The organism is Streptococcus sp. HMSC072G04 (genome assembly GCF_001813295.1).
Lineage (GTDB): Bacteria > Bacillota > Bacilli > Lactobacillales > Streptococcaceae > Streptococcus.
The window spans coordinates 128,941-148,560 of the sequence record NZ_KV812016.1 but is presented as its reverse complement, the minus strand read 5'-3'; the positions used below and the strand labels follow the sequence as shown (position 1 = coordinate 148,560).

Annotated in this window: 19 protein-coding genes and 1 pseudogene; 1 reads left to right on the top strand and 19 read right to left on the bottom strand. The window is 41.2% G+C overall.

The genetic code is table 11. The features are described from left to right. Positions 1-238: 238 nt before the first annotated feature. From HMPREF2904_RS03400 to HMPREF2904_RS03320, 17 genes are all read right to left on the bottom strand, one after another. Positions 239-2,206, bottom strand: a complete 1,968-nt coding sequence (locus HMPREF2904_RS03400) for a peptide ABC transporter substrate-binding protein (protein WP_070660101.1) — start codon at positions 2,204-2,206, stop codon at positions 239-241. A 266-nt stretch (positions 2,207-2,472) separates the two neighbouring features. Next, positions 2,473-3,096: an endonuclease III gene (nth, locus tag HMPREF2904_RS03395; protein ID WP_003006251.1), complete on the bottom strand. Its 624-nt coding sequence runs from the start codon at positions 3,094-3,096 to the stop codon at positions 2,473-2,475. A 104-nt stretch (positions 3,097-3,200) separates the two neighbouring features. Continuing rightward, positions 3,201-3,509, bottom strand: a complete 309-nt coding sequence (locus HMPREF2904_RS03390) for a YjgN family protein (protein WP_049473168.1) — start codon at positions 3,507-3,509, stop codon at positions 3,201-3,203. A gap of 22 nt (positions 3,510-3,531) precedes the next feature. Next, a complete protein-coding gene (locus HMPREF2904_RS03385) occupies positions 3,532-4,224 on the bottom strand; it encodes a 5'-methylthioadenosine/adenosylhomocysteine nucleosidase (RefSeq protein WP_021152843.1) in 693 nt (230 codons plus the stop codon). A 24-nt stretch (positions 4,225-4,248) separates the two neighbouring features. Beyond that, positions 4,249-4,584, bottom strand: a complete 336-nt coding sequence (gene macP / locus HMPREF2904_RS03380; protein WP_023917587.1) for a cell wall synthase accessory phosphoprotein MacP — start codon at positions 4,582-4,584, stop codon at positions 4,249-4,251. An 11-nt stretch (positions 4,585-4,595) separates the two neighbouring features. Beyond that, on the bottom strand, positions 4,596-5,141 hold the full coding sequence (locus tag HMPREF2904_RS03375; protein WP_070589513.1) for an NUDIX hydrolase: 546 nt from the start codon (positions 5,139-5,141) through the stop codon (positions 4,596-4,598). Positions 5,142-5,150: 9 nt separating this feature from the next. Then, positions 5,151-6,530 (bottom strand): bifunctional UDP-N-acetylglucosamine diphosphorylase/glucosamine-1-phosphate N-acetyltransferase GlmU, encoded by a 1,380-nt coding sequence (glmU, locus tag HMPREF2904_RS03370; RefSeq protein WP_070660098.1) that lies wholly within the window; start codon positions 6,528-6,530, stop codon positions 5,151-5,153. Between the two features lie 378 nt (positions 6,531-6,908). Beyond that, on the bottom strand, positions 6,909-7,349 hold the full coding sequence (locus HMPREF2904_RS03365; protein WP_070660095.1) for an ASCH domain-containing protein: 441 nt from the start codon (positions 7,347-7,349) through the stop codon (positions 6,909-6,911). Continuing rightward, on the bottom strand, positions 7,346-7,843 hold the full coding sequence (locus tag HMPREF2904_RS03360; protein WP_070660093.1) for an NUDIX hydrolase: 498 nt from the start codon (positions 7,841-7,843) through the stop codon (positions 7,346-7,348). Before HMPREF2904_RS03360 ends, HMPREF2904_RS03365 begins: the two co-directional genes overlap by 4 nt. Before the next feature lie 99 nt (positions 7,844-7,942). Beyond that, positions 7,943-9,145, bottom strand: a complete 1,203-nt coding sequence (locus tag HMPREF2904_RS03355) for an ABC transporter permease (protein ID WP_070660089.1) — start codon at positions 9,143-9,145, stop codon at positions 7,943-7,945. A gap of 4 nt (positions 9,146-9,149) precedes the next feature. Then, positions 9,150-9,809: an ABC transporter ATP-binding protein gene (locus HMPREF2904_RS03350; protein WP_049486387.1), complete on the bottom strand. Its 660-nt coding sequence runs from the start codon at positions 9,807-9,809 to the stop codon at positions 9,150-9,152. A 376-nt stretch (positions 9,810-10,185) separates the two neighbouring features. Continuing rightward, complete coding sequence (locus HMPREF2904_RS03345) at positions 10,186-10,884, bottom strand: 3-oxoacyl-ACP reductase (RefSeq protein WP_070660087.1); 699 nt, start codon at positions 10,882-10,884, stop codon at positions 10,186-10,188. Further along, complete coding sequence (locus tag HMPREF2904_RS03340; RefSeq protein ID WP_000141913.1) at positions 10,877-11,113, bottom strand: DUF2829 domain-containing protein; 237 nt, start codon at positions 11,111-11,113, stop codon at positions 10,877-10,879. The genes HMPREF2904_RS03345 and HMPREF2904_RS03340 overlap by 8 nt, the downstream gene beginning before the upstream one ends. A 104-nt stretch (positions 11,114-11,217) precedes the next feature. Further along, on the bottom strand, positions 11,218-12,609 hold the full coding sequence (locus tag HMPREF2904_RS03335; protein ID WP_070660082.1) for an APC family permease: 1,392 nt from the start codon (positions 12,607-12,609) through the stop codon (positions 11,218-11,220). Positions 12,610-12,893: 284 nt separating this feature from the next. Beyond that, on the bottom strand, positions 12,894-13,724 hold the full coding sequence (locus HMPREF2904_RS03330) for a hypothetical protein (protein ID WP_070660079.1): 831 nt from the start codon (positions 13,722-13,724) through the stop codon (positions 12,894-12,896). Continuing rightward, entirely contained in the window at positions 13,721-14,521 is an 801-nt protein-coding gene (locus HMPREF2904_RS03325; protein WP_070660076.1) for a hypothetical protein, read from the bottom strand. Before HMPREF2904_RS03325 ends, HMPREF2904_RS03330 begins: the two co-directional genes overlap by 4 nt. After that, positions 14,515-14,844, bottom strand: a complete 330-nt coding sequence (locus tag HMPREF2904_RS03320) for a PadR family transcriptional regulator (RefSeq protein WP_070505857.1) — start codon at positions 14,842-14,844, stop codon at positions 14,515-14,517. Before HMPREF2904_RS03320 ends, HMPREF2904_RS03325 begins: the two co-directional genes overlap by 7 nt. Before the next feature lie 260 nt (positions 14,845-15,104). Between HMPREF2904_RS03320 and HMPREF2904_RS03315 the strand changes: the two genes are divergently transcribed. Then, entirely contained in the window at positions 15,105-17,069 is a 1,965-nt protein-coding gene (locus tag HMPREF2904_RS03315) for a peptide ABC transporter substrate-binding protein (protein ID WP_070660072.1), read from the top strand. A 332-nt stretch (positions 17,070-17,401) separates the two neighbouring features. Here the strand turns inward: HMPREF2904_RS03315 and HMPREF2904_RS03310 are convergent, their stop codons facing one another. Continuing rightward, the gene (locus HMPREF2904_RS03310; protein ID WP_070660070.1) at positions 17,402-19,405 is read right to left on the bottom strand and encodes an FtsX-like permease family protein; all 2,004 of its coding nucleotides are present in this window, start codon (positions 19,403-19,405) and stop codon (positions 17,402-17,404) included. Further along, positions 19,398-19,620: pseudogene (locus tag HMPREF2904_RS11880) on the bottom strand (ABC transporter ATP-binding protein); the annotation flags it as partial. The pseudogene HMPREF2904_RS11880 and the gene HMPREF2904_RS03310, both read right to left, overlap by 8 nt.

The window sequence follows — 19,620 nt, the reverse complement described above, 5'->3', positions numbered from 1 at the left end:
CCAGATGGCTATTTTTTAAGATTTAGTGAATAGAATGATGATCACCCGTCTATAGTTAAGAGGCTGGGCCAAAAGTCCTAGCCTCTTAACTGTTTTTGGATTGCCGAGCAAGATGCAGTGGTTGATCTATCTTTCATCTAAAAGAACGAGATGGACTAACATTCGATACCTAAAAAACCGGAACCCTCACATGAAGGTTCCGACTTTTTTTATCCTCATTGATGGAACAATGATTGATTTATTTTTTCTTTTCGATGTGATCTTTGAGATCTTCTTGAGCTTTTTTATTGGATTCTGCTTTTTTCTTCAACCATTCTTCTTTGGCCTTGTTAAAGTCTTTTGTTGTGACAACATCTTTGGACATTTCAAGGTATTTGTAGAAGGTTCCTGTTCCTTTTGTACCAACCCATGAAGCAGCACGGCTGTATGGTACGGTCCGTTGAAGCATTGGAGCACCACCATTTGAAACAGTTGGAAGCGTAATCGAGCTATCTGTCAACCATGCTTGCGCTGCTGCATATTTTTCATAGCGTTTAGCTTGATCCAACAATTCAGCATCGGCGTCTTTCAACATGTTAGCGTATTGATCCAAACCAACTGTTGCAATGGCTGGATTGTTTGAACCTGCATCAATACCAAGATAGTAGAAGACAGAACCATTTACTGGGCTGATACTTTCGAGGTAAGTCGATGGGTCTTGGTAGTCAGGAGCCCAACCACCGCCTGAGATATCGTAATCTCTCGCAGCAGCAGTATCGCTGAAGTAGGTGATATTTTGGAAATCATCATCCGAAACCTTTTGAAGGTCTACAACGACATTGTCTGCACCAAGCGCTGACTCTACAGATTGTTTGAAGGAGCTAGCTTGTTGGACCATGCTGTTGTCCACTTGGCTGACAATGTAGTCCAAATGAATTGGGAATTGAACGCCTTGTTTTTGCAATTCAGCTTTAGCTTTCGCAAATGAAGCCTTGGCTTTTTCTGGGCTGTAAAGGCTCGTTTGACCATCGGCCAGACTCACACCCTTCCATTGATCCCCATAGGTAACCAATTGTTTTTCAACGACCTTACCAAAATCTTCTCCATTGACTTGGACATAAGTTGGTGGTACCAAAGTGCTACGAAGGGTATTTTCAGCCGCATCAGATCCAGATACTTGTGCCGCATATGATTTGCGGTCAAAACCAAAGTTCACCGCTTGACGGAAGTCCTTGTTCAGGATTGCTTTCTTGGTAGAAGCTTTTTGTTCATCCGTTGTTTTGGCAGTATGGTCATACTTTTGACGGTCCAAGTTGAATCCAAGATAGTAGGATGTTCCCAATTGCAAACCGTAGACAATGTTGTCGCCAAAGTTTTTCTTGACACTCTTATACGTCGAGCTGTTTGGCATAACAGATGCAAAGGAATATTGACCTTTTTCAAAGTTCTTAATGATAGAATCTGGGTTTGATCCATCGTTAAAGGTCAATTTGACATTATCGATATGAACATTTTTCGCATCGTAATAGTCTTTGTTCTTGACCAATTCAATCTCAGATTTTGAAGTCAATGATTTCAAGTAGAATGGACCATTGTATAAGATGCTGCTAGGTTTCAACGAACCAAAATCTTTCCCTTGAGATTTCAAGAAATCCGCATTGACTGGGAAAAGAACACCTGAGGTTGTTTTTGAGTTCCAGAAGCTTTCTGGACGAACCAAAGTATATTGGATGGTGTGGTCGTCTAAGGCTTTGACTCCAACTGTGTTAAAGTCTTTGGTTTCCCCTTTTACGTAGGCATCCAAACCTTTGATCGAATTTTGAATCAAGAAGAGACCTTCTGATTTAGACTCAACCGCGTGTTTGATCCCTGTAACAAAGTCTTGAGCCGTTACAGCACCATATTCTTCTCCTTCACTCGTATACCATTTGGCATCCTTACGAAGTTTGTAAGTATAGGTTAATCCATCTTCAGAGACAGTCCAATCTTCTGCTAGACTTGGCACAAAGTTTCCGTATCGGTCGTTTTCAAGAAGACCATCTACAAGGTTACTTGTAACATCTGAAGTCGTTGTACGAGTTGCAGCGATGTAATCCAAGGTATTTGGATCTGCTGAATAGACGAATGAGTATGTTGCTTGATTGCTACTACCACCGCCACATGCTGCTAAAAGAAAGGCACCTGCAACAGAAACTCCTGCAAGAGCTAACAGTTTTTTTGCTTTCATCACTATCTCCTTATGTTAGATTTTCTACCATTATACACTATTTCTTAAAAAAAACCAAATTTATTTTAAAAAAGTTCGTTTTTTCTGAATGAATATAATAAGATATAAAGAAAAAGCATCTTGAAATCGATCTCAAAGAAGCCGGATAGGGGAGTCTAGGCACCTACCACCAGATCCAACAAAGATATCACCTTTCAATCCTTTTAATAAATATACGTTTCATTACAAAAAAGAACCTCTGCTCTTTCGAGCAGAGGAACTGATTCCTAATCAAAATGATAGAGTTGTGGGTACTGGTCACATTCAGGATTTTTGGGATGGCAGATGGCCCGTCCAAAATAAATCATGGCTTGATGGGCAGCTAGCCATTCGCTCTTTGGCAGAACATCCATGACCCGCTTTTCAACTTCCAATGGCGTCGCTGATTTCTTGACGATATCATGGTGCTTACAAATCCGCTCCACATGGGTATCGACAGCAAAAGCTGGAATACCAAAACCTACACTCATGACAACATTTGCTGTCTTGCGCCCTACTCCTGCTAGACTTTCTAACTCTTCACGAGTCTGAGGCACTTGCCCATCAAAGTTGTCTAGCAATTGTTGGGCACATTTTTTGAGAAATTTGGCCTTATTTCGATAGAGGCCTAATTTAGAAATATGCTTGGCAATATCAGCTTCACTGGCTGCTGCCATGGCTTGCGGGGTTGGAAAAGCCGCAAACAAACCTGGTGTCGCTTTGTTAACAGCCGCATCAGTCGTCTGAGCCGAGAGCATAACCGCTACTAACAATTCAAAATGATTACGAAAATCCAGACTTGGCTTGGCATCTGGAAAAAGGGCGATAATTTCTTCGATCACATGACGTGCCCGTTTCTTTGATAAAACCATATTCTCTCCTTTACATTACTAGTCTTTATTATAGCATGAAAGTTCCCTATTTCTGAAAGATTCGACTTCAAAAAAGGACTAGTCCTTAGACGAGTCCTTTTCAATTAGTCTATAAAATGAGTATGCTTGGTAATCCATTGTGTGACCTTGATATTTAACCAGAACACATAGATACCAAATGTAATGATGGTAAAGAACCACCATTTGATCCAATTTCCAAATAACTGCATAGCCGTGCCGTCAAAATACTGACGACGACCATCAATCACGGTATGCTTGACCTTCCAGTTATACATAATGCACACGCCCCAAGGAGCACAAATCCCAAATGTAAATACTGTAATGAAGGTTGCTAATAAAACATGGCCAATATATGAAAATAGGCCTCCATCAAAATACGATTCACGATACATGTTCAATTTCCCTATATTTTTTCTACACCAATCTCTTCAAGAAGGTAATCAGGGTTTGAGCAGAGCGTTCGCCAGCCTCTACGATAAATTCATCAAAAGAGATATTGGCTGCGTGATCTGCCGTATCACTCATAGCTCGAATGACCATGAAGGGACGTCCAGCTGCGTGAGCGGCTTGGGCAATGGCTGCCCCTTCCATCTCAACTGCCAATACTTCTGGGAAATGCTCCCGAATTGCTGCGACTTTTTCTTCACTCGCGATAAAGCTATCTCCTGTTGTAATCAAGCCCACATGTGTGGTTGCAGCTTCTTCTTCCAGAACTTTTTTCATTTCTGATACAAAATAGCGACTGGATTCAAAGTAAAGGGGTTGACCTGCCATTTGACCATACTTATAACCAAAGGCTGTCACATCCACATCATGGTAGGCCAATTTGTCTGCAAGGACAATATCTCCAACAGCCATCCCTGGGGCAACGGCACCTGCAGAGCCCGTATTGATAATGGCTTCCACCTTAAAATCATTGGCCAAGACTGCTACACTCATAGCAGACATGACTTTTCCGATACCACTTTCAACCAAAACGACCTCATGGCGACCAATTGATCCTGTATAGTAGACTTTTCCAAGACGCAGATGCTTTTCCCCATTTTCAAGGGCTTCAACCAGGATCTTTAATTCCTGGGGCATGGCTGCGATAATTCCAATTTTCATGTCGTTTCTCTCCTTGTGACGACCTTATAGACGCCAAATAGCAATAATCAAGGCAATGAGGAGCACAATGATCCAGAACAAAATCTTATTGAGTTTGGATTGGACCACACTTTGTTTGCGTTCTTCAATGCGACGACTCTTGGTCACTGTGGGCTCCACTTGGATCTGCACAGTATCCTGAGAATAGCTCTCCTGTGGACGCTCCATACGACTCTCTCTCATAGGACGTTCGTAGCCAAATCCTCTGTGGTCTGTCCGAATAATCTTCGTTTCTTCAGCATCGACCATATTAGGACCGGTGATGTCCTCACCTCGCCTTGCTCGTTCAATCATTTCATCGGTTAATAAAGGTTTTCCCATCGGATCCTCCTCTATTTATTGATTAAGTCCCAGTACTGAATCGCCATAATGGTCTTGGCATCACAGATTTCGCCAGCTTGGATCAAGTCTTTGGCTTCCTTCAAGGTTACTTCTAATAACTCTAAGGTCTCATCCGCATCTTGTGGACGTGGATTTTCCACCTTTTTCAAGTTGGTTGCACCATAAAGTTTGATTCGCTCATTACAAAATCCAATGGCAGAATAAAAATCATACAACAACTCTAGATCCGCTGTGTAGCCAATTTCTTCTTCCAATTCACGCAGAGCAGCCGCTTTAGGGTCTGCATTTTCTCCCTTTTCTAACTTCCCTGCTGGAATCTCCACCGAGGTCCTTTCAATCGCCTTGCGGTACTGCTTGACCAAGATCGTCTTTCCATCTTCTGTGATCGGCAAAACCGCTACTGCTCCGTTATGGAAGATTAAATCACGCTGCGCTTGGCCTTTTCCAGCGGGTAGTTCTACTTGATCAGTGACCACTTGGAAAATCGGTCCCTGATAAATCTCCTTGCGCTCAATGGTTTTTTCTTCAAATTGCATGAGAATCTCCTATTTATTTTTAGGATGGTGTGGCAAGCGAAGGGCATACTCTTCTTTATTCACTTGACGGCCACGACCAATCGCAATCGCATCAGCTGGTACATCCTTGGTAATGGTTGATCCAGCACCGACTAAGGAATTGTCGCCTAATTCAACTGGCGCAATAATCGTCGAATTGGAGCCGACAAAGACATTGTTTCCAATCGTCGTTTTAAACTTATGTTGGCCATCATAATTCACTGTGATGGTTCCTGCACCAAAGTTAACGTTGCTGCCGACTTGGCAGTTACCAATATAGGTCAAATGACCTGCTTTGGTATTTTCGCCAATAGACGAACCTTTGACTTCGACAAAGTTTCCAATATGGACATCTTTGGCGAGGCTAGAAGCTGGACGAATATGAGCGTATGGTCCTACTGTCACGCCATCAGCTACCGTGCTCTCTTCAATCATAGAGTTGGTAATAACAGCACCTGCACCAATTTCACTATCCACAATATAGGTTCCATTGGTTAAGACTGTTTCAGCACCAATCTTTGTGTGGCCTTTTAGGGTAACATTGGCTTCGATTTGCACTTCTGGTGCGATCTCAACATCGACATCGATATAGGCCGCATCTGGATTGACAAAGCTCACCCCATTGACCATGTGGGCTTGGTTAATGCGACGACGCATGATGCCTTCTGCTGTTGCAAGGGCCACGCGGTCGTTAACCCCGAGACTTTCATCAAAATCTTTGAGCGTATAGGCCCCAACTTTTTCACCAGCTTCACGGAAAATACCGATGACATCCGTGATATAGTATTCACCTTGGGCATTGTTTGTGTTGATATTTTTCAAAGCTTCAAAGAGGCGTGCATTGTCAAAGACATAAGTTCCTGTATTGATTTCTTTAATTTGTTTTTCAAAATCTGTCGCATCTTTTTGCTCGACGATTCGAAGCACTTCCGCATTGTCATTGCGGACAATCCGGCCATAACCAAATGGATTCGCTGCTTCTGCTGTCAAAATCGTTGCCACATTCTTGTGGTTGATATGGAAGTCGATCAAGTGTTTGAGGCTTTCACCCGTAATCAAAGGAGTATCTCCTGCAATGACGAGGGTGTGGCCTTCAAGACCTTCCAAAACTGGCTCTGCCATCATTACCGCATGACCAGTTCCTAACTGCTCCGTTTGCTTAACAAATTCTGTTTGTCCAGCTAATACTTGCTCCACCAATTCCGCCTTGTGGCCCACAACCGTTACAGTCTTTTCAGGTGAGATGGCTCCAACACTACGGAAAACATGCTCCAACATAGAGATCCCTGCAACCTTGTGAAGAACCTTGGGCAGATCTGATTTCATACGGGTACCTTTCCCCGCTGCTAAAATAATGGCATAATTTGGCATAACATTTCTCTTTTCTGTACAATATCGTACTTATTATACCATTTTTCACCCCTTTTGGAAAATAAGACCCAGATCAAAAAACTCTCCAAAAAGGAGAGTCAGACTAAGATCAAATCTTCGTTGAGACTTTTCTTAGGTGAGTACGGACATCAGCGAACTTCTACGAAGTTCCATGATTTAGTTTTGAACCTAAAGTTTCAAAACTCCCGAGCGCTTGAAACTCTAGGTTTCAAGCGCTTTTCTCACAGCGGAAAGTCTTAAAAAATCTTTTAATAGTTCTAAGAACTGGGCAGTATTTTTAGCTTGACACAATCACTAGGTATTGTTTGATAGAAAACAGTTATTCTCTTTTCTGATTTTCTAAATGGAGAGCGTGTTTTATAATGGATAAACCTTGCGAAATTCTTCTAAAACAACCTTGCTGTCAGGTGTAAACGTCAGACCTGCTTCTCCAAAGCAGTCTTTGAAAAAGTCTTCATGAACCTGACGCCAATAAGCCAGAGATTTGTCTCCTTCACCTTCCTTATAGGCATGATCGGCTGACACTTGATGAAAAGGCTGAACGGAAACCTTCGTGACTTCGACAATGCAGACAGCCTGATCTTGACTGTCTAAAATGACATCAAAGGTCCCTTCTTGTGGAAGGGGTTCGTCCTCTACTGCGTAGAGGTCATAAGCTGAGGCGGTTGCTGTTTTTTCGCCTTTAAAGACCAGTTCCGCTAAAAGGTCTGGGTCCACTCCAAAGGCCCAGGCATCTATCTCATCTCCAATAGAGGGATTGATTTGCTTGTAGGCATTCCACATTTCTTGAGGTGTCATAGGTTCTCCTTTTTTTCTTTTACCTTCCAATTTCTATAGCTTGTCAGTTCTAATTCTGGAAATCCTCCTAACTCTGCCTTCACCTTCAATACTAAAGGAGAAGCATTGTCGGCAGTAATGTCTTCCACATTCAACCAAACTACATTTGCTGAATCATTAGTCCCATCAAGAACCTCCTGAGGAAGGGATTGTTGAGAGCTCTCGAAATCGAGTACGATATCATAAAAGGCCATGATATGGTGTACGGCGAAGTCTTGCCCTTCTTCTTGAACCATCACATCGTAAATTCTAGGATTTGAATAACTGCTAAGAGAATATCCTGTCTCTTCCAGAACTTCTCTCTTGAGGGTTTCTGTCAGTCCCTCACCTGGTTCTTGACTACCACCAGGTAAATCAAAACGATGCTGATAAGGTCCTCTCGTTTTCTCAATGCAGAGCAGTTTCCCGTCTTGAAGACAGACTCCGTAGACACCAAAGTGTTTTTTGATTTCCATCAAATCCTCCTACTTTCATTCAAAGCTCAGTCGATAGTGAAACCAGTATAGCTATTCTTTTTGCAACACCATCTCTTATTGACCCTAATCATTTCTTCTCTATTGATTTAATACCTTTTCAATATCAATTTTAGTAATTTTTCTAGATACCAATAATCCTGCAAAAACTGAAGTGAGTATCCCTATTAATACCGGGAACAACAATCTGGTAAGTTCAATATCTAGTGGTAATCCACTCAAAAAGATGATCAAATAAGAAATAGCAATTCCTATCACCAATCCCGCGCTTGTACCTAGTACTCCCATCATGAAGCTTTCAAATAAATATATTCTTTTTATCTGTCGATCAGATGCACCGATGATTTTAAAAGTTGCGATCTGTTTATGATTCTCCTGAATGGTAATGGCAAGAATATTGATGATATTAATAATCGCTACAATAGAGATAAGAACTATGATTAAGAGGATAAAAAGGTCGATGTAGGAAAACCATCTGGATAGCATATTGATAACATCCTGTTGTGTTGCTACAACAACATCTAATCCTGTTCCTGATAAAGATTGTTTTAAATTTTCATTTTTTAAAACAGTCTTTTCTATCTTCTTTGCTACTTCATTTAAATCGGTTCCATTTTTCACAGTAGCATTCAGATAATAAAATTTATTTGATGAAACGCTACTACTTTTTACATTGATTGCCATCATTTGATTTATTTCTGTTGGCAAGGTAGAAAATAACTGCGCTTCTTGCTTGTCTATAATGCCAGAAATTACAAACTTTTCATAATGATTATCAATCTTAATAGTCACCGTATCTCCGACATTCATTGATGTAGCCTTGTGTACGGAATCTCCGATTAATATTTCATTGTCCTTCTCTGGAAATTTTCCTTCAGCAATTCTAATATTCAGGTTTTTTAAATACTTTTCTTCTAGACAATGGATAGTATTGGAAACCGATGTCTTACCATTTTGGAATTTGATATCATCCGTAAATAATAGTTTTATACCAGTAATATTTTTTACTTCATCTATTTTTTTAACTCGATCAATATCTTCATTAGAAAATAAAGGCAAAGCTTTATAATTCAGAGAATTTTCTTTATTACCAAAGGCAACAGTAACAACATTTTTATTTGCTACAGTCATTTCTTTAATCATTTTATTATAGAAAGAATTAGAAATGAGCATCACTAAAACAATTAGTAAAACAGAGATCGCTATTGACAGTCGAACTAATCTATATCTTCGTTTGTTAACTTCTAAATCTCTTTTAGCAATGAATAATATGGAATGATTCATTTTATCATCTCCTTACGTACTCAATTTTGCCATCAACAACTGTGCAAATAGACTGCATACTATTCGCCACCTTATCACTATGAGTTACTGTTATAATCGTGATACCTAACTCCTCATTGATCCGCTTCAACAATTCTATTATATTTTGTTCGTTAGCAGCGTCTAAATTACCAGTAGGTTCATCTGCTATCAATATTTCTGGATTATTAATAAGAGCTCTTGCCAAGGCAACTCTTTGTTTTTCACCTCCACTAATCTTATCAATACTCTTGCTTAACATTTCCTTTGAAAGACCTAAAGTGTTACAAATTTCGTTAATGTTATTCTCTCCATTTTCAAAAAAATATCTTGGAAGTAGAATATTCTCTTTCACCGTGAAACCTGAAATCAAATTAAAGTTTTGGAAGACACAGCCAATATTCCTACGCCTTACCTTACTCAAATTTTTCATATCTAAAATGGAACTACCACAGACTAAGATATCCCCCTCATTTAAACTGGTAATCCCTAATATTAATTTAACAAGAGTAGTTTTTCCTAATCCAGAACGGCCAACTATTGCAGTCGTGCTCCCTTTTTTAAATTCAAAATTACAATTTTTGAAAATATATCTGACATTCGATCCATCACTAAAACATTTAGTAACATTCACTAATTTAATCATGACTTCACCTTCATTCCACAATAACTTAGCAAATCAATTGTACTATTCGTTTCTTCTAAAACAATCTCTTAAGGTTTCAGGTAGAGCCCATTCAAAAAGTTCTTCTGAACTTACCCTCAGTTATCTTCATAATTGTTAATATCCCTGTCTTTTTTTGGTGAAAAAGGCTAGATCTGACCAATCATAAAGAAATCTGATTCATCCTGATCACTCTGGTAGGTTTAATTTCGTTCAGTAAGATCTTCTTTAGCATAGAGGTAAATACCTGTCTCACCACTGTCCTAACTTAATTGTTCACCTAGGTTTGATCCTCTTTCAGTAAGGAAAAAACAATTACATTTCTTAGCAAGATTTCAACTCTTGCTTTTTCATCCTCCTACTTCAAACTCCAACCACCATCAATCGTCAGGATTTGCCCTTGCATGGCAGATGCCTTCCCGCTTGACAAAAAGAGGCTGACTTCTGCTACTTCCTCTGGCTCAATCCAGCGCTTGATGGGCGTCTCACTGGCTACCCAGTCAGCTAATCCACCTGGTTCAAAATCTGCTGCGGTCATGCCTGTTTTGACAGCACCTGGAGCAACCCCAAAGACCTGAATTCCAGCTTCTGCATAATCCAGGGCCAACTGCTTGGTAAAGCCCGCTAGAGCATGCTTGGACGAGGTATAAGCGTGACCGCCTCCTCCTGCCAGGCTAGAAGCAATGGAGCACATATTGATGATGATACCTTTTTTATTCTCCAACATTTGAGTCAGATAATGCCGCGTCAGCTCCACCGGAGTCACATAGTTGATCTCAAAGATCTCTTGAATCTTCTGAGCGCTTTGCTCCAGAAGCGGCTTGTAATCATCCAAGACCCCAGCCGTATTACACAAGACCTCTACCTCGGGACACCATTCAAAAATCGGCGTCAAATCAAGAGTTAAGTCCCGTTGCAAGAAATGGAAATCACCAGGCAACTGGGGATCCGCTCCCTGGTCCACCCCATAGACCTGGTAGCCCTTTTCTAGAAAGAGTCGAGCTTGAGCCAAACCAATCCCGGAACTTACGCCTGTAATCAAGACCCTTTTAGTCATGGACTTCCACCCAATCTGTCGCTAAGACATCACAAGGGGTTGGACTCCACATAGAAAAGCCTTCCCCTTCACCAGACACGTTAATGAGGAAATAAGGTGTCACTTCCAGAGCCACCCCATTTTGCTCAATGGTATCAAAAAGTTGGACGTAGTTTTCTGCTCCACCCCAACCAGTTCGTACATATTTTTTCTTAGCTTTTAAGCCTGGTAAAATCTCTTCAAATGTCATGTTTTTCTCCTTTGTTATCTATTTAACTTTCTCCCTTCATTATACCAAAAAAAGAGCTTTCTCTATGTAAAAAGCCAGAGTTCTACTACTCTAGCTTTCATCTTTTATTGATTTTCTTCTGAATGGCGATACCCATAACCGAAATAAATTCCGACCCCGATCAAGAGAGCAACTCCGAAGGCCAGCCAGGTCGATAGGGAATACTGGGTCATAAAGGACAGACAGACCACAATCGACAGGATTGGCAAGACTGGAACCAAGGGTGTTTTAAATTCACCAGGTCCAGGAGCCCCGTGTTCCTTGCGCAATTTCAAGAGGGCAAAGGCCAACATAACCAGGTAAGCCAAGGTACAGATATTTAAAAAGGAAGCGATACTTGTAAGTGGAAAGACTCCACCAGCAATGGCAGCCATCGATCCAGCTACTAGTGTTGCATTTTTTGGAATTCTGGTTTTTGGATCGAGCTGTTTCATAGCTTTTGGCAAGAGCCCATCCCGCGCCAAACTGTAAATCATCCGTGAGAGGGCAAAGGTCATGGAAATGCAGACGGTAATTAGGGTCAAAATAGCGACTAACGATACATAATTTCCAGCCCAGCCAGCTCCGACCTGACGGAGGGCAAAGGCAACCGCGTCTTCTACATTTAAGTTCTTAAAAGGAACCATACCGGTCAAAACCAGGGTGACCAAGATATAAAGAACGGTTGTGATCAAAAGACTGAGGACAATGCTGCGAGGGACGTTCTTTTGTGGTTCCTTGATTTCGTCGACCGCCATTGAAATGGACTCAAAACCAAGAAAGGCAAAGAACATGAGCGAAGCACCAGCCATAATCCCTGTCTGACCACCATAGATTTCGCCAAATCCATACGGAGCAAAGTTTGCCCAGTTGCTAGGATTTAGGTGAAAAATCCCCACAAGGATAAATAAGGCAAGGGCGGAGAACTTGAGTAAGACTAGCAAGGAATTAAAGCGTAAAACCGCTTTAGCATTCATAAGGACTAAGGCTGTGACGAGGACCATGACCAAAATAGGCAAGAGATCCATATAAGTTCCCTTAGCTGGATCAAAAGTCCCGTTTAAAGCCGTCGGCAGGCTCCAGCCAAGATTGGCCAACAAGCCCTTGAAATAAGCAGCCCAACCTGAAGCCACCCCTGATACGGCTGTCATAAATTCCATCACGGTCAACCAACCGGCAATCCAGGCTGGAAACTCTCCAAAGATGGCATAGAGGTAACTATAGGCCCCACCAGTTGAAGGGATGCGAGATGCAAATTCAGCAAAGAAAAGGGCAGATAAGCCAACGCAAAAAGCCGCAATCACAATCGAAATGATCAAGGCTGGACCAGCTAAATTCGCGGCTGCAGTCCCTGTAATCGTGAAGATCCCTGTCCCCACCATGGCACCAATTCCTAAAATAATCAAATCCCATAAACGTAAATGGCGATTTAGACCGGGGTGTACTTGCCCAAGTCCCTTTTTTCGAAATAGATTCATGTATATTCTCCCATCTAATGAGTTTATTCTATCATACTTGGACAAGAAAGAGAGTGGGACAGAAATCGGTAATTCGTTAGAATTCGATTTCGTCGTCTCACCTCCGCACAGTTGAGTAGGGCATCTTTGGAACTTGAAAAGCGAACAACTACTTAGGAAACTTGCTTAGCAAGTCCTATCTACCACCTCAAAGCAGTGCTTTGACCACTCAACCACTGCGTCTTGCTCGACAATCCAAAAACAATTGAGAGGCTAGGACCTTTGTCCCAGCCCCCCTTTTCTTTCTATTTATCACTTTCCGTCCTATTTTTTTTCAAAGCACGAATCGTAAACCAATAATAAATAACTAGCCCAAAGACGATGATCACTGTGGGCAGAAGAACTGTCATACCAAGATTCTGAACTCCTTTTGCCAAGGTCCAGCGATGTAAGAATCCAACCACTAAAAAGGCGACGATAGGAAAGATGAAAGCTCGTCCAAACTCTTCTTTCCATTGCCAAAGAATGAGAGCTCCGCTAGCCCCTGTCATGAGAAGAGTATCCCAAGGACTAGGGACTACAAACCAAGCAAAAGCAGGCAAGAAACGGACTCCCACTATTTCACCGACAAAATAGAATCCTAGAACTAGAATAAATGCTACATAAATTACTTTTTTCGCTTTTTCTTCCGCAAAAATGTGGCGACGAAGGAGATAGAAGATCATCCCAACAGCTAGGAGTCCCAAAATGATGTCTGTCAAATAGACTAGAGGCTTGAGCACAAGGACCGCTTGCGAAGCAAAATCACTTAAGAGGCGATAAAAAATCACAATACCTGAAAAGATAGCCCCATATTTTAGAACAGACCGCGTCGATTCTTTGGGCATATTTTCGATGATTTGGTCTGCCATTCCCTTTGGATCAAGGCCAAAATAATCCTTTGCCGTCAATCCATCACCTCCTGCTTGCGAAAAATCTACCGCTAAATTATAGACCTGCTCTCTTAAGGCTTTCTCCTCATATAAGAAACCTGCAAGATTGAAATAATCCCAGAGATCTTGGAAATAGGCTTGGTCCTCTTGGCTAAAGGTTTGCATCAAGGTCTGCGTTTCTTCAAAATACATTGCTGATTTCATGCTTCTTCCTTCTTTCTTTGGAGACAAAATACAACAAGGGTCAGGACTAGTCCCATGAGAGGAAGTAGCCAGCCTATCAAATGAGCAGTTTCCTGGTTCACAAGACGAATCCAGCATCCAGTAACTAAGAAAGTCAGCCCCATGACTAGTAGACTCGACATCAAACGCTCCCTGCTTCTAAAAGCCATTACTGCAAACCCAAGTAGGACTAGGACAGCAAGAGCAATCGCCCAACCATCTGATAAGAAGAGACTCCCAATGTGGCCAAAATAGATCGAAAATAGTCGTACAATGTTCAGAAATACCATCAGGCTGATCCCACTGATAAAAATAGCCCACGACCACTTCATTTCTCCATAGCTCTGTTTGGACCAAAGCCACGTGATGAACTGGCTGAACACCAAGAAATTGAGGAGAATGACAACATAGGTCAAAGGTTCGATTTTCAGTGGTGTCATCCAGGTAAAATCCATTAAATAACGCATGCCAACCAAGATCCCTCCAAGTAGGAAGACGAGTCCCACATAAGACCCTAAAGAGCGTTTAGGCAAGTCTGAAAGAACTTGATCCACCATCGCCCGTGGATCCTTTCCAAAATAATCCACCGCCCGTATGCCTTCTTTTTCAGCAACTTTCAGGTCGCAAACCATATTGTAGAGTTGTTCACCGAGCGCTTCATCATCATAAAAATAGGACTTAGCCCCAATATAGGCCACCATTTTTTTCACATAGGCTTGATCCTCTTTGTCTAGATGAATCAATTCATCTGACATTTTTTCTGTATAACTTTCTACCATTCTTCTCCCTCCTTCTTGATACGTTCTACTTTTGTGACCAGCTCCTGCCATTGGTCCCAAAATTCCTCTAAGCGCTCTCTTCCAGCATCACTGAGTGAAAAATACTTGCGATCGGGACCATCTGGAGACGGCCTCATTTCCCCATGAATAATTCCTTGTTTTTCTAACTTTTGAAGCAGGGGATAAATGGTCCCAGCGACAATCTTATCAAATCCCATCTCTTTGAGACTTTGGATCAATTCATAGCCATAGATAGCCTTTTTGGAAATAATCTCAAGCACACAGCCCTCCAAGACTCCCTTTAGTAATTGGGACTCTTTCATCCTTCTCACCTCTTTCTTCACATTTTTTACTAGTTTGTTTTACATACTAGTCTTTTCACTATCAGTATACTCTTTCTTGACTAGTATGTAAAGCATAATAGTAATTTTTTTTTAAAAATTTTTATTCCTTAAAAATCCCTTAAAATCAAGGGTTTTACTGTACACGGGTGTGTAAATATACAAAAAAAGTTCAAAAAACACTTTATTTTGTAGATTGATTGGAGTATAATAATTAAAATTATTCAAAAGGAGACACGAATATGAAAAAATCGAAGCTTGCTCTTTTAGCAGGTGTCGCCGCGGCTTCAACGCTTTTCCTTGCTGCATGTGGCTCATCTTCTAATGCATCAAAAGGGACAACCTACAACTACGTGTATAGTTCTGACCCTGATACCTTGAACTATTTGACTTCAAACCGTGCAACTACAAGCGACATTACTACCAACTTGGTCGATGGTTTGTTTGAAAACGACCAATACGGTAACCTAGTGCCTGCTCTTGCTGAAGACTGGTCTGTTTCAAAAGACGGTCTGACTTATACTTACAAGCTTCGAAAAGATGCGAAGTGGTATGATTCAGAAGGAAATGAATACGCTGACGTCACTGCAAAAGATTTCGTGACATCTCTAAAATACGTAGCAGATAAAAAATCAGATGCTCTTTACTTGGTTCAAAACTCAGTCAAAGGCTTGGATGACTATGTAAACGGGAAAACCAAAGACTTCTCAACCGTTGGGGTAAAAGCTGTTGATGATCACACTCTTCAATACACTTTGAACCAACCAGAATCTTTCTGGAATTCTAAATTAACGACTGCTACTATGATGCCAGTTAATGCAAAATTCTTGGAATCAGCTGGGAAAGACTTTGGTAGCGTGAAACCAAATGGTATCCTCTACAATGGTCCATACATTTTGAAATCATTCACTTCAAAATCACAAATCGAATTGGATAAAAACCCTGATTACTACGACAAGAAAAATGTTCACATCGATACGGTTAAATTGACTTACTTCGATGGATCAGACCAAGACTATCTTGCTCGTAACTTCTCAGACGGTAACTTAACTTCTGCTCGTCTCTTCCCAACAAGCTCAACTTACAGCACAATTCAGAAGAAATTCAAGGATAACATCGTTTATTCTCAACAAGATTCTACTGTCTACTACGCTTACTTCAACGTCAACCGTCAAAACTACGGTCATACGAAGAAGACTTCTGACGAACAAAAGAACAGCACCAAGACAGCTCTTCAAAACAAAAACTTCCGTCAAGCCTTGAACTTCGCTTTGGATAGAACTTCATACAGTGCACAAGCTAATGGTAAAGAGGGAGCATCAAGAACTCTTCGTACACTTCTAGTTCCACCTACATTTGTGCAAGCCAACGGAAAAGACTTCGGTACGCTCGTTGAAGAAAAACTTGCCGCAACAGGAGATGAGTGGAAAGGTGTGAGCTTTGCTGATGCTCAAGACAGCTTGCATAATGCGGACAAAGCCAAAGCAGAACTTGCAAAAGCTAAATCTGAATTGCAATCACAAGGTGTTCAATTCCCAATCCATATCGACTATGTTGTAGACCAATCTTCTAGCACTCTTGTCCAACAAGCAGACTCTATGAAGAGCTCTATTGAAACAGCTCTTGGTAAAGACAATGTCGTGATCGATGTTCAAAAATTGTCTACAGATGATGCAGACAACGCGACTTACTTCGCCCAATCACCAGATCAAAAAGACTTTGACATGGATATCACTGGTTGGGGACCTGACTTCCAAGACCCATCTACTTACTTGAATATCTTGAACCCAACAGATGGTTCAACCTTGACTGGTATGGGACTTGATCCTAAGAAAGACCAAGCGCTCATCGAAAAAGTTGGTTTGAACCAATACAAAGAATTGTTGGATGCTGCTAATGCTGAAAAATTGAATACCAATGCACGTTATGAAAAATACGCTGCTGCTCAAGCATGGTTAACAGAAAATGCAATTGTTCTTCCAATCTACTCTAAGGGTGGAGTTCCATCTATCACGAAGGTAACACCATTCTCAGGCGCTCGTTCTTCAATCGGTATCAAGGGAGATTCAAACTTCTATAAATACCAAAAACTTCAAGATAAGACAGTCACAACTGCTGACTACGAAAAAGCTTATAAGAATTGGTTGAAAGAAAAAGAAGAATCAAACAAAAAAGCGCAAGAAGAACTTGCAAAACATGTGAAGTAATCGTGATAGAAAACACCGAGGATATAATCCTCGGTGTTTTTGGTTAAGGATAAAACTATCTTTGAAACTTTCCTTAGGTGAGTACGGACGTTAGCGAACTTCTCCGAAGTTCCATAACTTAGTTTTGAACCTAAAGTTTCAAAACTCCCGAATGCTAGAAATACTTTATTTCTAGCACTTTTCTCACGGCGGAAAGTTTCAGTATTTGTTTAAATAAGCTTTAAAACATACATTATTATAATTCTTTCCGCAACACTTAGCTTGTTCTATGTAAAAAACAGTTTGTCTACTTATCGGCTTTTTCATTTCCCAATCTTATATAGACTCGAACGCTATCTCACGACAATCTTTCGATAACTTCTAGAAGTCAGAAGAAAGACGAGAATATAGGAGATGAAAAAGACAGCGCAGATAGACAGAGTCGTTTGAAGGACCAAGCCCGCATTGGTTGCTCCTAAGATAGCAACGATCTTTGCGATCATCTTGTAGGCTACTCCTAGGTAGAGGAAGGAGAAGAATAAAGGAAGGAAAAAGACAGTGAGAATTTGTTTGCGAATGGTGGTGGACGTTTGTTTTTGGTCCAATCCTACTTGTTGCAAGATCACAAAATTTTCCCGGTCCTCATAGCCCTCTGAAATCTGTTTGTAGTAAATGACGAGTACTGTAGCTAATAGAAAGATCACCGATAGGAAAATCCCAATAAAGAGGAGAGTTCCTGCTGTTTCACGCCAATCTTTCTCTATACTGTATCGATCAAATCCACCAAAATAAGTCGCACCATATTGACTGATTTTGTCTGTCGAATACAGCTCTTTGATCAAGCCAGAAATAAAATCTTGGTTATCTTTATTTTTAGCACTAATAGAGAATTCCAAATTTTTATCAACTTTTAGTCCAAGTTGGTTCAAGTCAGGGAGGACCAGGTACAAGCCCATTTGGTGTTGAAACAGGTCGGATTGAGGGAGTTTCCCTTGGATAAAATTGGAGCCCAATTTTTGTTTAATCGTGAAGGTCTTCCCATTGATTTCTAATTGTGCGTCTAATTTTCCAGGATATTGATACCCATAGGCTAGGATTTCATTTTCCCCAAGCTCAACTTTTTGACCGGTCAGTTGCTCATAAGTCGCTTGATCAAAAAAGTAGACTGTTCCTTCTGTCTTCAACTCCTGACCAGTTGATGGAGTGGACTGGTCATTCACCTCTAAGATCCTTCCATCAATCTTTCGAATTTCAGCTGACCAGTATGTTGTCTGTGCCACCTGATAATCTGACAGATGTGTCGCGTCAGCTGTTTTCTTAATTTGAGCTTGAACATCCTCGATAACCGGTTCTGTCTCAGCATCTGAAGGCATATGCCCCACACTAATCATGTAATCCGAAGGGTAAACAGTATCTAGGTAATTCTGCCCTCCAATAAAGATATTGAGCGACCCGGTTAAGGTGACCAAGACCATGGTGGATAGAATACTAATCGTCGCAAGGCCCGCTGCATTTTTTCGCATCCGAGCTATTAAGTTGGAGACAGATATAAAATTCTCTGGCTTGTAATAATAGGATTTCCGACCTTTGAGAAATCTTAAGAAGGTAATCGAGCCTGCGTTGAATAAGAGATAAGTCGCCAGAATGACCAAAATGACAGCAATAAAGAATCCTTGGACAGCCGCCACCGGACGCTCAACGGTTAGCGCCATATAAAAAGCAATTCCTAAGAGCCCTAGACCTAAAAGAGTTTGGATCAGCAAGAAGCGTCCCTTCTTCTCTCCTGCCTTTTTCTGTTGCATCAGGTGAAGAGAACTGTAGCGCAAGAGACGGAAAGAATTTAACAAAAGAATAAGACCAAAAGCTAAGGCTAACCCAAGTAAAGTATTAAGAACAGCCTCTATCTGGAAGGTTGATTGAATGACGACTGGTAAACCCATACATTTTAGAAGCAAGGCGAAAATCAAGCGATCAAACAAGAGCCCCAAGCCCAGTCCTACTCCAACTGTGAGAATATAGAAGATAAGCAATTCCCATAAGGTCATGACGAGAAGGTGCTTCTTCTCCATCCCCAAAACACTATACAAGCCCAGTTCTTTGGAACGATTTTTCATGACATAGCCATTGGCATAAGCCACTAAAATGATGACGACCAGCTGGACGATGAAACAACCAAAACCAAGAACAGTTCTCGCCGCTCCCCCTCCGTAAGAATCCTCTAAATGAGGGGTCAATGACAAGGCGATAAAACTATAAAGGATCATGGTCGTTAAAATAACAGCCAAGGCAAAGGGATAATAGAGTTTGCGATTTTGTTTGAGGTTGGAAAGTGCTAATTTACTTGTTAATTTAAACATCACTATCCTCCTTTCCCGCCATGACAGTCAGGGTATCCGAGATTTCTTGGAACATCTGACGCTCCGTTTTTTCTCCCCGGAAGATCTGGTTGTAAAGGATCCCGTCCTTGATAAAGAGCACGCGCTTGGCACGCGATGCCGCTGCGGTTGAGTGAGTCACCATGAGAATGGTTTGGCCCATGCTATTGATATCTTCAAAGACATCTAGTAACGCA

Bases quoted from the DNA above. Each gene is read 5' to 3' on its own strand.
- HMPREF2904_RS03310 (WP_070660070.1), bottom strand. From the start codon at position 19,405: ATGTTTAAATTAACAAGTAAATTAGCACTTTCCAACCTCAAACAAAAT.
- HMPREF2904_RS03330 (WP_070660079.1), bottom strand. From the start codon at position 13,724: ATGAAATCAGCAATGTATTTTGAAGAAACGCAGACCTTGATGCAAACC.
- macP (WP_023917587.1), bottom strand. From the start codon at position 4,584: ATGGGAAAACCTTTATTAACCGATGAAATGATTGAACGAGCAAGGCGA.
- HMPREF2904_RS03335 (WP_070660082.1), bottom strand. From the start codon at position 12,609: ATGAATCTATTTCGAAAAAAGGGACTTGGGCAAGTACACCCCGGTCTA.
- HMPREF2904_RS03360 (WP_070660093.1), bottom strand. From the start codon at position 7,843: ATGGAAATCAAAAAACACTTTGGTGTCTACGGAGTCTGTCTTCAAGAC.
- HMPREF2904_RS03315 (WP_070660072.1), top strand. From the start codon at position 15,105: ATGAAAAAATCGAAGCTTGCTCTTTTAGCAGGTGTCGCCGCGGCTTCA.
- HMPREF2904_RS03345 (WP_070660087.1), bottom strand. From the start codon at position 10,884: ATGACTAAAAGGGTCTTGATTACAGGCGTAAGTTCCGGGATTGGTTTG.
- HMPREF2904_RS03350 (WP_049486387.1), bottom strand. From the start codon at position 9,809: ATGATTAAATTAGTGAATGTTACTAAATGTTTTAGTGATGGATCGAAT.
- HMPREF2904_RS03375 (WP_070589513.1), bottom strand. From the start codon at position 5,141: ATGCAATTTGAAGAAAAAACCATTGAGCGCAAGGAGATTTATCAGGGA.
- HMPREF2904_RS03365 (WP_070660095.1), bottom strand. From the start codon at position 7,349: ATGACACCTCAAGAAATGTGGAATGCCTACAAGCAAATCAATCCCTCT.
- HMPREF2904_RS03320 (WP_070505857.1), bottom strand. From the start codon at position 14,844: ATGAAAGAGTCCCAATTACTAAAGGGAGTCTTGGAGGGCTGTGTGCTT.
- nth (WP_003006251.1), bottom strand. From the start codon at position 3,096: ATGGTTTTATCAAAGAAACGGGCACGTCATGTGATCGAAGAAATTATC.
- HMPREF2904_RS03340 (WP_000141913.1), bottom strand. From the start codon at position 11,113: ATGACATTTGAAGAGATTTTACCAGGCTTAAAAGCTAAGAAAAAATAT.
- HMPREF2904_RS03385 (WP_021152843.1), bottom strand. From the start codon at position 4,224: ATGAAAATTGGAATTATCGCAGCCATGCCCCAGGAATTAAAGATCCTG.
- HMPREF2904_RS03390 (WP_049473168.1), bottom strand. From the start codon at position 3,509: ATGTATCGTGAATCGTATTTTGATGGAGGCCTATTTTCATATATTGGC.
- glmU (WP_070660098.1), bottom strand. From the start codon at position 6,530: ATGCCAAATTATGCCATTATTTTAGCAGCGGGGAAAGGTACCCGTATG.
- HMPREF2904_RS03400 (WP_070660101.1), bottom strand. From the start codon at position 2,206: ATGAAAGCAAAAAAACTGTTAGCTCTTGCAGGAGTTTCTGTTGCAGGT.
- HMPREF2904_RS03355 (WP_070660089.1), bottom strand. From the start codon at position 9,145: ATGAATCATTCCATATTATTCATTGCTAAAAGAGATTTAGAAGTTAAC.
- HMPREF2904_RS03325 (WP_070660076.1), bottom strand. From the start codon at position 14,521: ATGGTAGAAAGTTATACAGAAAAAATGTCAGATGAATTGATTCATCTA.